This window comes from Ectothiorhodospira lacustris (genome assembly GCF_022227785.1).
GTDB lineage: Bacteria > Pseudomonadota > Gammaproteobacteria > Ectothiorhodospirales > Ectothiorhodospiraceae > Ectothiorhodospira > Ectothiorhodospira lacustris.
This window is the reverse complement of record NZ_JAJNQM010000083.1, coordinates 1-13198: the sequence shown is the minus strand read 5'-3', so window position 1 is coordinate 13198 and position 13198 is coordinate 1. Positions and strand designations below refer to the sequence as shown.

Here is a 13198-nt window from a genome sequence, read left to right as displayed (position 1 = left end):
CGCACCGGGGCAAACCAGTCATGATGGAAGTCGGAGACATACCGGGTGTCGTCCATGCGGTAGATCAAGCCCCTGGTGGAGAATTCGGGTGCCACCCGCACCGTACCCATCGCCAGACTGCCGACGGCTGGACCCGACGGCTGCAGCGCCGGACGCTTGGCTTCCATCAGATAGGTCATGCGTACCGGGGGATCACGTTCCAGACTCACGCTGCAGGCACCGATCGTAAACAGGGCCGGCACCAGCATGAGCATCAACAGGATCTTGGGTACTTGGGGCATGGTCAGGCTCCGGGTCATCGGGTCAGCTCGGCGGGCTCAGGGGGACGATTGAGGATCGCACCGGGATGACGGCGCAGGTCCTCGGTCAGGTCGCGCAGGTTGTCGGTCATGGTACGGAGGTTGTCCAGTGAGGCCGCGATATCCTGTTCATGGCCGGCAATCAGGTCATCGGTGCGGCCCACGGTACCCTGCAGCTGCTCCAGGGATCGGGTCAGACCTTCCAGCGACCGCCGAATCTCGGGCGACTCCGAGAGCCGCCGGAGATTTTGCGCCGTTGCTCCCAGGTCTTCCGGGATCTTCGCCAGTTGTGGCGAGTCCGCCAGGCCCTGCACCCGTTTGAGGATATCGTGGATCTGCTCCAGGCTGCCGGCCAGCTCGCTCATGAGTCGCTTGGCGTCCACCCCCTCCACGATCTCGTTCAGATTGATGGTGAAACGCTCAATGTTGTACAGGATGGACTCCACGTCCATCCTGTCCACCCGGCGCATGATGTTGTCCGCATACTGCAGGAACTGGGTCATGGTACTGGGGGCGGAGGGGATGTACAGGTACTCCGGGGTCCAGTCGATCTCCACGGGAGTGAAGGTATCGGCATCGAAGAAATCCAGCTCCAGAAAGTTGATGCCGGTGACGCCCTGGCTGGTCATGCGCACCCGCAGCCCCCGATCCACGAACCGTGCCAGTTCATCATTGACATCCCCCATGGAGGCACTGAGCAGGTCGGGGCGCAACCAGCCCCGGACCATCACATACTGAGCGCGCCGAACGACCGGCAGATCCTTCTGATAATGGGCGTAGGTAAAGCTGATCTGGCTCACCTCGCCGATGGTGACGCCCCGCAGCTTGATGGGCGCCCCCACCTCCAGCCCCTGGATGGAGCCGTCGAAATAGGTTTCCATCATCAGTTTGGGCCGCAGCAGCGCCCCCACCCCCAGTGCCAGCAGGATCACCACGGTGGCGGCAAAGGCGCCGACGATGAACAATCCCAGGCGAAAATATCCGGCACGACTACTCACGATGCCTCCGCGGCTTCACGGTTGAAGAAACGACGCACCCAGGGGTGCTCACTGTGGTCCCGCAGATGGGCGGGATCGCCCTCTGCCAGGATACCCCGGGTTTCCTTGTCCAGCATGATTACCCGGTCGGCGATGGCGAAAATGCTGGGCAACTCGTGGGTCACCACCACGAAGGTGATGCCCAGGATGCGGCTCAGACGCAGGATCAACTGATCCAGTTCCGCCGAGGTGATGGGGTCCAGGCCCGCCGAAGGCTCATCCAGGAACAGAATGTCGGGGTCCAGCGCCATGGCCCGGGCGATGGCGGCACGCTTCTGCATTCCCCCGGAGATCTCCGCCGGCATGTGCTGTTCAAAACCCGCCAGCCCCACCAGCTGCAGCTTGAGCCGGGCCACCAGGTCCATGGCCTCTTCGGGCAGGTCGGTGAATTCTTCCAGGGGCAGACGCAAGTTTTCCAGCAGAGTCATGGAGCCGAACAGGGCACCCATCTGATACATGACGCCGAAGCGCCGCAGGATGTCCCGACGCGCCTTGCCTTCGGTGCCGGTAAAGACCTCCCCGCCGATGATCACCTTCCCGGCCATGGGTTCATACAGCCCGATCATGTGCTTGAGCAGGGTGCTCTTGCCGCAACCGGACCCCCCCAGGATCACGAAGACCTCCCCCGGCGCGACGTCGAAGGACAGCTGCTCCAGCAGCGGCGTGCCACCGAACCCCAGGGTGAGGTCGCGCACCTGGATGATCGGCGGTGGATTTTGCGAAGCGGAGTGCATCAGATACCCAGATGGAAGAAGATCACGGCAAACAGGCCGTCCAGAACCACGATCAGGATGATCGCACTGACCACCGCCCGGGTGGTGGAAATACCCACGGCCGAGGCACCGGCACGGGTCTCCAGGCCACGCAAACAGCCTACCCCGGCGATGACCAGACCAAACACCGCGGCCTTGAACAGCCCGCCCAGGAAATCCCCCGGCGAGACCGCCTGACTGACCTGGTTCATGAACGCCACAAAGGGGACATCGAAGGTCATCATCACCATAGCCCCCCCCATCAGCCCCACAAGGTCTGCAAAGATGGTCAACAGCGGCGCGATGATCACCGCCGCCAGCACCCGTGTCACCACCAGGAAGCGCACCGGGTCAACCCCCATGGTGGTCAGGGCGTTGAGCTCCTCGTTGACCTTCATGGTACCGATCTCGGCGGCAAAGGCGGAGGCGGATCGACCCGCCAGCAGGATCGCCGTCATCAGCGGACCCAGTTCCCGGAACAGGGACAATGCCACCAGGTTGGCGACGAAGATCTCGGCACCGAACTGCTTCATCGCCACGGCGGACTGAAACGCCAGGATCACGCCCATGAGAAAGGCGATGAGGGCGACGATGGGGAGGGCATTGACCCCGGCCTCCTGGGCGATGCGCAGGGCATCTTTCCAGCGTACCCGGGCGGGATGGGTGAGGCCATGGGCGAGGGCGGCCGCGGCCTCGCCGATAAAGACCATGTGAAGGTAGAGATCACGGCCCAGGTCGTGCAGGCTGTCCGCCAGCCGTTGCCTGAGGCCGGGCGGACGACGCGACCCGGGGATCTCCACCAACGCCTTGGCATCAAAGGGTTCCAGCAACTGACTGACCTTGGCCGGCACATTCACCAGCGCCACCTCCGCGGCCGTTGCCCGGGGCTGGCGCAACAGATCCAGCAACAGGGCTACCCCGGCGCCGTCACAATATTCCACCGCCGTCAGATCCACCCGCACCGGCGTCGCAGGGTGATCATCCAGCAGGCGCCGGGCCCGGGACCAGAAACCGCCCACCGTATAGGCATCCAGGCGCCCGGACAGTGCCAGGATGCATTCACCCGCCGGGCCCACGGATGCGTTCAGTTGTGCGCCGCCTTCATTCACTGATGTCTTTTTACCCACGGGAACACGCGGACTCCATGGCAAACCATTGAACATGTCGCTCCATATTGCCAGACTGAACACGAGAAGAAAGCGACAGTGAACCCGCATGCGCGGGGGTAGTCCAATTCCCTTCTGACAAAGCACCCGGGATCGTCATGTCCAGTACCCTGCAAATCGAACGCCTGGTGGGGTCGCAGGCCACACCCTGGCTACCTGAACTGGCCCGGCTCAGGATCAGTGTCTTTCGTGCCTATCCCTATCTCTACGATGGCGATACGGACTACGAGGAGAACTACCTGGCCACCTACATCACCTCCCCCAAAAGCATTGTGGTGATGGTCCGAGACGGTGACAGGATCGTCGGTGCCTCCACCGCCCTACCCCTGATTCGAGAGCCAGAGAACGTGATCCGCCCCCTGCGTCAGCAAGGCTACGATCCGGCACGGGTCTTCTATCTGGGCGAATCCGTGCTCCTACCCGAATATCGAGGTCAAGGCCTGGGCGTGAGATTCTTCCAGGAACGGGAGGCCCACGCCAAGTCGTTGGGCGGCTTCACCCATGCCACCTTCTGCGCCGTCTATCGACCGAAGGATGACCCCCGCCGTCCTTCCGACTACAAGCCGCTGGATGAGTTCTGGAAGAAACGGGGTTATCGCAAACAACCCAGTATCACCACCGTTTTCTCCTGGAAAGACCTGGGTGAACAGCGAGAATCGGAAAAGACCATGGTCTTCTGGGTCAAGTCCCTCTAGGCTTTCTGATCACGGAGGGCCGGAGCCGCCCATGAACAAGACCCTGCCCGATACCACGATGGCTGCTCGCATCGACGCCATTCTGGCCCAGCTGAATACGGTGATCTTCGGCAAGCCCGGCCCGATCCGGCTGTCACTGGCCTGCCTGCTGGCCCGGGGTCACCTGCTGGTGGAAGACCTGCCCGGCGTGGGCAAAACCACCCTGGCCCACGCCCTGGCCCGCACCCTGGGACTGCAGTTCCAGCGCGTCCAGTTCACCAGTGACCTGTTGCCGGCGGATATCCTGGGGGTCTCGGTGTTCAGCACGGAACGCAAGCGCTTCGAATTCCATCCCGGCCCGGTATTCTCCCAGTTGGTGCTGGCAGATGAGATCAACCGCGCCACGCCCAAGTCCCAGAGTGCCCTGCTGGAGGCCATGGAAGAACAGCAAGTCACCATTGAAGGCACCACCCGGCGTCTGCCGGAGCCGTTCTTCGTCATCGCCACCCAGAATCCCCAGGAACAGATCGGCACCTTTCCCCTCCCCGAATCCCAAATGGACCGTTTTCTGATGCGCATCCACCTGGGCTATCCGGATGCCGCTGCGGAGCGGGCCCTGCTGCGGGGTCGGGATCGCCGCGAACTGGTGGAGGAACTGCCCGCCCAAGTCGATGCCCCGGCCCTGCTGGCCCTGCAGCGGCAGGTGACTCAGGTTCATGTCTCCGATGGCCTGCTGGACTACCTGCAGGCCATCGTAGCCCATACCCGTCGGCCGGCGCTTTACCAGATGGGCCTGTCGCCGCGGGCGGCACTGGCACTGATGCGGGCCGCCCAGGCCTGGGCCTTGGTGGATCACCGGGACCACGTGCTACCGGAGGACATCCAGGCAGTCCTGCCGCCGGTGGCCGGTCATCGGCTGAAGCTCAACGAGTCCCCCGGTCTGGCACCGGAACAGGTCACCCGGCGTCTGATCGAGGCGGTACCGGTCCCGTGATGAAGGCCCTGGTTCCGGACCGTCGGCGGCTGCGGGAATGGTTCATTACCTGGATCACCCGGCGCCAGCTACCGGAGGGTCGGACCCTGCGCCTGCATCGGCGCTGTATCTACATCCTGCCCACCCGCCAGGGTTACACCTTTGCCCTGATCCTGCTGGTGATGCTGCTGGGGGCCATCAATTACAGCAACAGCATGGCCTTCATGCTGACCTTCCTGCTGGCGGCCCTGGGCGCCAATGCCATGTGGCATACCCACAGAAACCTGCTGGGACTGCGGATCACCCGCCGACCGGCCCAGCCGGTCTTTGCCGGCCAGACCGCCCAGTTCGTTTATACGGTGGAGAACCCCAGCCGGGTTGCCCGTCGCGGCCTGCTACTGGAAACCCTGGATGGGGCGCCGGTCCCCTTCGACGTCAACCCCCGGGGGGAAAACCAGGTCACGCTGGACCTGCCCACCCGGCGCCGGGGCGTGCTGCGGCCCGGTCGCCTGCGACTTCACGGTCGTTATCCGATGGGGTTGTTCCGGGCCTGGTCCTGGCTGTATTTCGATGAATCCGTGCTGGTCTACCCCAAGCCCCTACCCATGGATCAGGCGCCCCCCTTTGCCGGGCAGGATGAAGGCGAAAGTCGGGAACGGACCGATCCCGCCGGAGAGGAGTTTGCCGGGGTACGGGGCTATCAGCCGGGAGACTCGCCCCGGCATCTGGACTGGAAGGCCCTGGCCCGCACCGGCGATCTCTACATCAAGCAGTTCGGCGAAGTGAGTGGCGGACAGATCTGGCTGGACTGGGACCAGTTGCCGGCGGGCGACCTGGAGACCCGGCTGTCCATGATGTGTCACCAGGTTCTGCAGGCCCAGGGCCAGGGGTTGCGCTTCGGCCTGCGCATGCCCGGCCTGGCCCTGGAGCCGGAGACGGGCGAGGCCCACCAGCGCCGCTGCCTGGAATACCTGGCCTGCTTCGCCCTGCCGGCGGAATCCTGTCCATGAGCGCCGCGGCACCCATGCGGCTGGAAGATCGGCTACCGGGCCGCTCCGGCGCCCTGCTATGGGTGATTGCCGCCACCGGCGTGGCCATCGGGCCCCATCTGTTCAATCAGCCCGTCTGGGTAGTGCTGACCACCACCCTGGCCCTGGCCTGGCGCGGCGGCGTCCACCTGGGCCGACTGCCCATGCCCCCTCGCTGGATACTGGTGCTGCTCACCGTGCTCATGACCGGGCTGGTCCTGGGCCGCTACGGCACTCTCTTCGGCCGGGATGCCGGGGTGGCCCTGCTGGTCCTGATGACCGGCCTGAAGCTGTTGGAGACCCGCACCTATCGGGATGCCATGCTGGTGGTGTTCCTGGGGTATTTCGTCATCATCACCAACTTCTTCTACTCCCAGGAGATCCCGGTCGCCCTCTACATGCTGGTGGCGGTGTTCGCCACCACGGCGGCCCTGGTACGACTCAATGCCGGTGAAGCGATACAGCCGGTAAGGGAATCCTTCGGCCTGGCCGGCCTCATGCTGGGCCAGGCGGTGCCGGTGATGATCATCCTGTTCCTGCTCTTCCCCCGCCTGCCCGGACCCTTGTGGGGCATGCCCCAGGACAGCACCACCGGCGTCACCGGCCTGTCCGACAGCATGTCTCCCGGCTCCATCAGCCAGCTGCTGCAATCCGACGCCCCCGCCTTCCGTGTCTCTTTCACCGACGATCCGCCCGTACCGGCGCAGCGCTATTGGCGCGGACCGGTATTCGCGCATTTCGACGGGCGTACCTGGCGCGCAGGCCGGGAGACGGAGGTCGATGCCCTGCCCCAGGCACCGGATCTTGAGAGGGTCGTCACCTACACCATCAATCTGGAACCCCACGAACGCCGCTGGCTGCTGGCCCTGGATATCCCCGTCTCCGTACCGCCCGATGCCCGCATGATCGAGGATCACTACCTGGTGTCCAGCCGGCCGGTACGGCGCCTGGTGCAGTACACCCTGGCCTCACGGACGGACCTGATTCTGGAACCGGAACTGTCCGAGGCGCGTCGCCGTCAGGCGCTGAACCTGCCGGCCCGTGCGGCCCCCAGGGCGCAGGCCCTGGCACAGGACTGGCGATCACGGCATGAGGATGATGAGGCGCTGATCCGGACCGCCCTGGGCCATTTCAACGAAGAGCCCTTTTTCTATACCCTGTCGCCGCCCCGCCTGGAACGGGACCCGGTGGATCAGTTCCTGTTCGAGGCCCGCGCCGGTTTTTGCGAGCACTATGCCAGTGCCTTCGTGGTGCTGATGCGGGCCGCCGGCATCCCGGCGCGGGTGGTCACCGGCTACCAAGGCGGCGAATACAACCGCCTGGGCAATTACCTGCTGGTACGTCAATCCGACGCCCATGCCTGGGCCGAGGTCTGGCTGCAAGGCCGGGGCTGGGTGCGGGTGGACCCCACGGCGGCGGTGTCGCCTGAGCGGATCGAGTCAGGGATCCGGGCCGCCCTGTCCGGGGACCTGGGTGCCCCGGACTTCATCCGCCGCAGCCTGGACTGGGGCATGGTGCGGCTGCAGTGGGCGCTATGGCGCGACAGCATCGATTACTACTGGAGCGGCTGGGTACTGGCCTTCGGCCCCGAGCGGCAGGGGGAACTGCTGGAGCGCCTGGGCCTGGGACGCCTGGACTGGCGCGGGATGATCACCCTGATGGTGGCGCTTGTCGGCGTGGTGGTGCTGGTGTTCGCGGCCATCTTCCTGTGGCGTAACCGTCTGCCCGTGGCCGACCCGCTGGCGGTGGTGTACCGGCACTTCTGCCGTCGACTGGCCCGTGGCGGGCTCACCCGTGCCCCCCATGAACCCCCCATGGACTTTGCCCGACGCATCGCCCGGGAACGCCCGGAACTGGCGGAACCGGTGATGGCCTTCACCCGGGAGTATGTGGCCCTGCGCTACGGTGCCAGCCCCGACCCGGAACGTTTCGGACGGCTACGCGGGCTGTTGCGCCGGATCAGGGTCTGATCCAAAAAACCCGCCGTTGCCGGCGGGTACAAAGCCCCATGGGGAGGGAAGCAAACAAGCTCACGTCCCTGTGAGCCGGGCTTTGTCAGGGGGCGATGCCGGTCATGCCGACAGTCGCCGGGGTTCTTCATGATCGGCAGGAGGGGCCTGGACCGTCTTCTTGCGGAAATCCTCAATGGCGGCCTTGATGGCGTCCTCGGCCAGGACCGAACAGTGGATTTTCACCGGCGGCAGGGCCAATTCCTCGGCGATCTGGGTGTTCTTGATGGCGCCGGCCTCCTCCAGGGTTTTCCCTTTCACCCACTCGGTGAGCAGGCTGGAGCTGGCAATGGCGGAACCGCAACCGTAGGTCTTGAACCTGGCGTCCTCAATGACGCCGGCATCATTGACGCGGATCTGCAGTTTCATCACGTCGCCGCAAGCCGGGGCACCCACCATGCCGGTACCCACGTGAGGGTCGGCCTTGTCCAGGGAACCCACGTTGCGGGGGTTTTCATAATGGTCGATGACTTTATCGCTGTAGGCCATGTTCGGTTACCTCTCGAATTCGGTTGTCCTGCATGGATCAGTGGGCCACCCACTCCACGCTCTTGAGATCCACCCCTTCCTGGTGCATCTCCCACAGTGGTGAGAGTTCACGCAGTTTCTCCACCGCCGATGTCACCAGGGCGATGGTATGGTCGATCTCTTCCACCGTGGTATAGCGGCCTACGGAGAAGCGGATGGAACTGTGAGCCAGTTCGTCATCCCGCCCCAGGGCACGCAGCACATAGGAAGGCTCCAGGCTGGCACTGGTGCAGGCGGAACCGGAGGATACGGCGATGTCCTTGAGCGCCATGATCAGGCTCTCCCCCTCCACGAAGTTGAAGGAGGCATTGAGATTGCCGGCCACCCGCCGTTCCAGGTCTCCGTTGAGGTAGACCTCATCCATGGTGGACAACCCTTCCCAGAGCCGGTCCCGCAGCATGCGCAGACGCTCATTCTCCGCACCCATCTCTTCGCGGGCGATACGAAAGGCCTCGCCCATGCCGATGATCTGGTGAGGCGCCAAGGTGCCGGAGCGCATGCCGCGCTCGTGGCCGCCCCCGTGCATCTGGGCCTCCAGCCGCACCCGGGGCTTGCGACTCACATACAGGGCACCCACACCCTTGGGACCGTAGGTCTTGTGGGCCGAAAAGCTCATCAGATCCACCGGCAGTTTCGACAGGTCCAGATGCACCTTACCAGTGGACTGGGCGGCATCCACATGGAAAAGGATGCCCCGGGACCGGGTCAGGTTGCCGATGGCTTCGATATCCTGGATCACGCCGATCTCATTGTTCACCTGCATCACCGACACCAACACCGTGTCATTGCGCAGGGCGGCCTCCAGTTTATTCAGATCCAGCAGGCCGCTGGGCTCCGGGTCCAGATAGGTGACTTCAAAACCTTCCCGCTCCAGTTGTCGGCAGGTGTCGAGTACGGCCTTGTGCTCCGTCTTGACGGTGACGATATGACGCCCCTTTTTCTGATAGAAATGGGCCGCACCCTTGATGGCCAGGTTGTCCGCCTCGGTGGCGCCGCTGGTCCAGACGATCTCCCGGGGATCGGCACCCACCAGGGCCGCCACCTGTTCGCGGGCCTCCTCCACCGCCTTTTCCGCCTCCCAGCCGAAGCTGTGGGAACGGGAGGCAGGGTTACCAAAGGCACCGCCGAACGTCATGAACCGGAACATCGCTTCGGCCACCCGCTCGTCGACCGGTGTGGTGGCGGCGTAATCCAGGTAGATGGGCCTTCTTGATGACATAGGGGCCTCCTCAGGCGGCGGAGCGACGGAAAATGAAATGCTGATGGGCGTGGCGCGGGTGGTGCTGCTCCTGGCGCCGGGCGATCTGCTGGACCTCGGGACGATTGGCAAACTGATCCAGGGTGATCCCATCAAGGAAGGCAAACAGCTGCTGGCTCAGTTCATCCCAAAGCTGGTGGGTCAGACAACGCTGCCCGTCGTGGCAATCACCGGTGCCCAGGCAGCGGGTCATCTTCACGTTCTCGTCCACCGCAGTGATGATGCTCGCCACGGTGATCTCGTCGGCGGGTTGCGCCAAGCGATAGCCACCACCGGGGCCGCGCACCCCTTCCACCAGGCCATGCTTGCGCAGCTTGGCGAAGAGCTGTTCCAGGTAGGACAGGGAAATCCCCTGGGTCTGGGAAATATCCGCCAGGGTCACAGGACCGATCCCGTCGTGGATGGCCAGGTCCAGCATGGCGGTCACCGCATATCGACTCTTGGTTGACAGTTTCATGGATGCCCCCTTCCTCGGTTGTCAGGCTTCATATTTCCCGACTTGGCAAGTCAGGTTTAGAGGCAGTCTCACAAAACCAACCAAACTAGTCAAGAATTTTTTCTTGCGGGAGGTCGGGGAATAGGGAAACCCGGCGGGCGGCTCAGAGGGCCCCGGGACCCTCGAACCGATGTCCCTGATGCAGGCAATAACCCAGCCACTTGTAAAGAAAGCGGTTGAAACGCCAGCGATGCTCCAGGGCTTGCCAGTCAGGATGATCACCCACACTGATCTCCTCGCCCGAGCGGTGGCAGGCACGTCCCATGACTTCCGCCTGACGGGCATCGTGATAGACCCTCAGATGCAGATTGGGGCTCTTGCGCCGGTGTCGTCCCTCGTCGCCTTCAAAGTAGTAGGTGAGCATCAGCGTGGTGGTGTAGGGGCAGCGCTCGATCACTTCCAGGTGGACGTCCATCGCTCCCGCTACCCGGGAGACCCGCACACCCTGCAGTGACCGCAACTCGGGACACAGCCGGCGCAGGCGGATGTAATTAGCCTCATACAGGTCCATCAGCGCCGCAAAGCTGCGGGGCCGAGGGTCCAGATAGGCGGGTTTGCGGGCCTCAAGCAACATGGGCGGCATATTACCAAGGAGAACGCTGGGAAAGCCATCGAACTCGGGGCATCTGCGTGCCTGACCGGGACAGATGACCGCGTATTTGGTAACTTCAGTGACTCCAGCCACTCACCGCCGCGAGCCCATGAACATCAACCTGGTTGCCACCACCCCCTTCCAAGACCAGAAACCGGGCACTTCCGGCCTGCGCAAGCAGGTACGCGTCTTCCAGCAGCCCCATTATCTGGAAAACTTCGTCCAGGCCGTCTTCAATACCCAGACGGCCCTCAAGGGCGGCACCCTGGTGCTGGGCGGTGATGGCCGCTACTTCAACCGGGAGGCCATCCAGATCATCCTGCGCATGGCGACGGCTCACGGGGTCGCCAAGGTCATCGTGGGGCGCAGCGGCATCCTGTCTACCCCGGCGGCCTCCTGCCTGATCCGGCGTTATCGCACCCAGGGCGGACTCATCCTCTCCGCCAGCCACAATCCCGGCGGCCCCCAGGGGGATTTCGGCATCAAATTCAACACTCCCAACGGGGGGCCGGCGCCGGAAAAGGTCACCAACGAGATTCACGCCGCCACCCTGAAGCTGACCGAGTACCGGATTGCCGATATCCAGCATGTGGACATCGACCACTTGGGCAGCAGCAAGCTGGGCGCCATGGAAATTGCCGTGGTGGACCCGGTGCAGGACTACGCGGCGCTGATGCAGAACTTGTTCGACTTCGACCGCATGCGTGCCCTGTTCAACAGTGTGCCTTTTCGCATGCGCTTTGATGCCATGCACGCGGTGACCGGTCCCTATGCCCGGCGTATCCTGGAAGACATGCTCGGCGCCCCGCCGGGCACGGTGATGCGGGCCGAACCCCTGGCGGATTTCGGGGGTCATCACCCGGACCCCAATCTGGTGCATGCCCATGACCTGGTGGAGGCCATGAACGGACGCAACGGCCCCGACTTCGGCGCCGCCTCCGACGGCGACGGAGATCGCAACATGATCCTGGGACGCCGCTTCTTCGTCACCCCCAGCGACAGCCTGGCAGTGCTGGCGGCCAATGCCCACCACGTACCGGGTTACCGCAGCGGCATCATCGGCATTGCCCGCTCCATGCCCACCAGCCAGGCCGCGGATCGGGTGGCGGAGCATCTGGGGATCGAGTGTTTCGAGACCCCCACCGGATGGAAGTTCTTCGGCAACCTGCTGGATGCCGGCCGGGTCACCCTCTGCGGCGAGGAGAGTTTCGGCACCGGTTCCGATCATGTGCGGGAAAAGGATGGGCTGTGGGCGGTGCTGTTCTGGCTCAACCTGCTGGCGGTACGCCACGAATCGGTGGAAAGCATCGTCAAGTCCCACTGGCGTCAGTTCGGCCGGCATTTCTATACCCGCCATGATTATGAGGAAGTGGATGCCCAGCGGGCGGATGCCCTGATGAACCGGGTGCGGGATCGTTTGCCGAGCCTTGCCGGCAGACGCCTGGGTGAGCACACCGTGAGCCTGGCGGATGACTTCGCCTATGAAGACCCCATTGACGGGTCCGTCAGTCAGGGACAAGGGATCCGCATCCTGTTCGAGGGCGGGTCGCGACTGGTGTTCCGGCTGTCGGGTACAGGTACGGCGGGAGCGACCCTGCGGCTCTATGTGGAACGGTATGAGCCGGACCCGCAACAGCACGAACTGGAGACTCAGGCGGCACTGGCGCCGCTGATTGCCATTGCCCATGAGATGGCGGGCATCCGGGAACATACCGGGCGCGAGGCGCCGACGGTGATTACCTGAAAGGTGTCCTGAATCCGTCATTCCCGCGTGGCCCCGGTGTCATTCCCGCGCAGGCGGGAATCCAGCAACGAACTGAAAACCCTGGGCTCCCGCTTTCGCGGGAGTGACGGCAAAGAATCCGCGGAGTGACGGCAGGGAATCAGCGGAGTGACGGCAAAGAATCCGCGGAGTGACGGCAAAGAATCAACGAAGCCCTGTTTTCAGGCCCGCTCCCAGTCAAAGGCCAGCACCTGGCGGATGTGGTCGCAGCCGCTCAGACACATGAGCAACCGGTCCACGCCCAAGGCGACACCGGCACAGTCCGGCAGGCCCGACGCCAGGGCAGACAGCAGATGATGGTCCACCGCCACCGCCGGTTGCCCCGCATCCCGGCGGCGGCGGTTGTCCGCCTCGAAGCGAGCGCCCTGCTCCGCCGCATCCCCCAGTTCATGAAAACCGTTGGCCAACTCCACCCCGCCCCAATACAGCTCGAAGCGCTCGGCCACCGCCGGGTTCTCCGGGCAGATCCGGGCCAGTGCGGCCTGGCTGGCGGGATAATCGTGAATGAAGGTCAGACCGTCCGCAGGCAGGGCGGGTGCCACCACCATGGACATGATCAGATCCAGCCAGCCATCCCGGTCCAACTCGCCCCGGACATCCAGC

The 13198-nt window shown here is 64.1% G+C and carries 13 protein-coding genes and 1 pseudogene; 5 read left to right on the top strand and 9 right to left on the bottom strand.

Going from position 1 to position 13198, the window contains the following annotated elements; translation table 11 throughout:
• From LQ952_RS13450 to LQ952_RS13435, 4 genes and pseudogenes are all read right to left on the bottom strand, one after another.
• Positions 1-281, bottom strand: a pseudogene (locus tag LQ952_RS13450) (hypothetical protein); the annotation flags it as partial.
• A gap of 14 nt (positions 282-295) precedes the next feature.
• Positions 296-1297, bottom strand: coding sequence for an MlaD family protein (locus tag LQ952_RS13445; RefSeq protein ID WP_238623140.1), 1002 nt, complete (start codon positions 1295-1297; stop codon positions 296-298).
• Positions 1294-2070 carry an ABC transporter ATP-binding protein gene (locus LQ952_RS13440; protein WP_238623139.1) on the bottom strand — a complete coding sequence of 259 codons (777 nt, stop codon included), beginning with the start codon at positions 2068-2070 and terminating at the stop codon, positions 1294-1296. Before LQ952_RS13440 ends, LQ952_RS13445 begins: the two co-directional genes overlap by 4 nt.
• Positions 2070-3251 (bottom strand): ABC transporter permease, encoded by a 1182-nt coding sequence (locus LQ952_RS13435; RefSeq protein WP_274522024.1) that lies wholly within the window; start codon positions 3249-3251, stop codon positions 2070-2072. Before LQ952_RS13435 ends, LQ952_RS13440 begins: the two co-directional genes overlap by 1 nt.
• Before the next feature lie 101 nt (positions 3252-3352).
• Between LQ952_RS13435 and LQ952_RS13430 the strand changes: the two genes are divergently transcribed.
• From LQ952_RS13430 to LQ952_RS13415, 4 genes are read left to right on the top strand one after another with little or no spacing between them, the layout of a single operon-like run.
• A complete protein-coding gene (locus LQ952_RS13430; RefSeq protein ID WP_238623137.1) occupies positions 3353-3949 on the top strand; it encodes a GNAT family N-acetyltransferase in 597 nt (198 codons plus the stop codon).
• 31 nt (positions 3950-3980) lie between these two features.
• Complete coding sequence (locus LQ952_RS13425) at positions 3981-4922, top strand: AAA family ATPase (protein WP_238623136.1); 942 nt, start codon at positions 3981-3983, stop codon at positions 4920-4922.
• A complete protein-coding gene (locus LQ952_RS13420; RefSeq protein ID WP_238623135.1) occupies positions 4922-5911 on the top strand; it encodes a DUF58 domain-containing protein in 990 nt (329 codons plus the stop codon). The genes LQ952_RS13425 and LQ952_RS13420 overlap by 1 nt, the downstream gene beginning before the upstream one ends.
• Positions 5908-7899 (top strand): transglutaminase TgpA family protein, encoded by a 1992-nt coding sequence (locus tag LQ952_RS13415; RefSeq protein ID WP_238623134.1) that lies wholly within the window; start codon positions 5908-5910, stop codon positions 7897-7899. Before LQ952_RS13420 ends, LQ952_RS13415 begins: the two co-directional genes overlap by 4 nt.
• A 102-nt stretch (positions 7900-8001) precedes the next feature.
• On the opposite strand, the gene iscU is transcribed toward LQ952_RS13415, so the two are convergent.
• The 4 genes from iscU to LQ952_RS13395 all read right to left on the bottom strand — a co-directional run bounded on the left by iscU (position 8002) and on the right by LQ952_RS13395 (position 10794).
• Positions 8002-8427 (bottom strand): Fe-S cluster assembly scaffold IscU, encoded by a 426-nt coding sequence (gene iscU, locus LQ952_RS13410; RefSeq protein ID WP_238623133.1) that lies wholly within the window; start codon positions 8425-8427, stop codon positions 8002-8004.
• A 37-nt stretch (positions 8428-8464) separates the two neighbouring features.
• Entirely contained in the window at positions 8465-9685 is a 1221-nt protein-coding gene (locus LQ952_RS13405) for an IscS subfamily cysteine desulfurase (RefSeq protein ID WP_238623132.1), read from the bottom strand.
• 10 nt (positions 9686-9695) lie between these two features.
• Positions 9696-10181 (bottom strand): Rrf2 family transcriptional regulator, encoded by a 486-nt coding sequence (locus tag LQ952_RS13400; protein WP_238623131.1) that lies wholly within the window; start codon positions 10179-10181, stop codon positions 9696-9698.
• Positions 10182-10323: 142 nt separating this feature from the next.
• Entirely contained in the window at positions 10324-10794 is a 471-nt protein-coding gene (locus LQ952_RS13395; RefSeq protein ID WP_238623130.1) for a DUF1249 domain-containing protein, read from the bottom strand.
• A gap of 127 nt (positions 10795-10921) precedes the next feature.
• Here LQ952_RS13395 and LQ952_RS13390 point away from each other — a divergent pair, with 127 nt between their 5' ends.
• The gene (locus LQ952_RS13390) at positions 10922-12556 is read left to right on the top strand and encodes an alpha-D-glucose phosphate-specific phosphoglucomutase (protein WP_238623141.1); all 1635 of its coding nucleotides are present in this window, start codon (positions 10922-10924) and stop codon (positions 12554-12556) included.
• Between the two features lie 200 nt (positions 12557-12756).
• On the opposite strand, the gene LQ952_RS13385 is transcribed toward LQ952_RS13390, so the two are convergent.
• Positions 12757-13198, bottom strand: a 442-nt coding sequence (locus tag LQ952_RS13385; protein ID WP_283949380.1) for an amino acid--tRNA ligase-related protein, incomplete at its 5' end; no start/stop codon positions are given.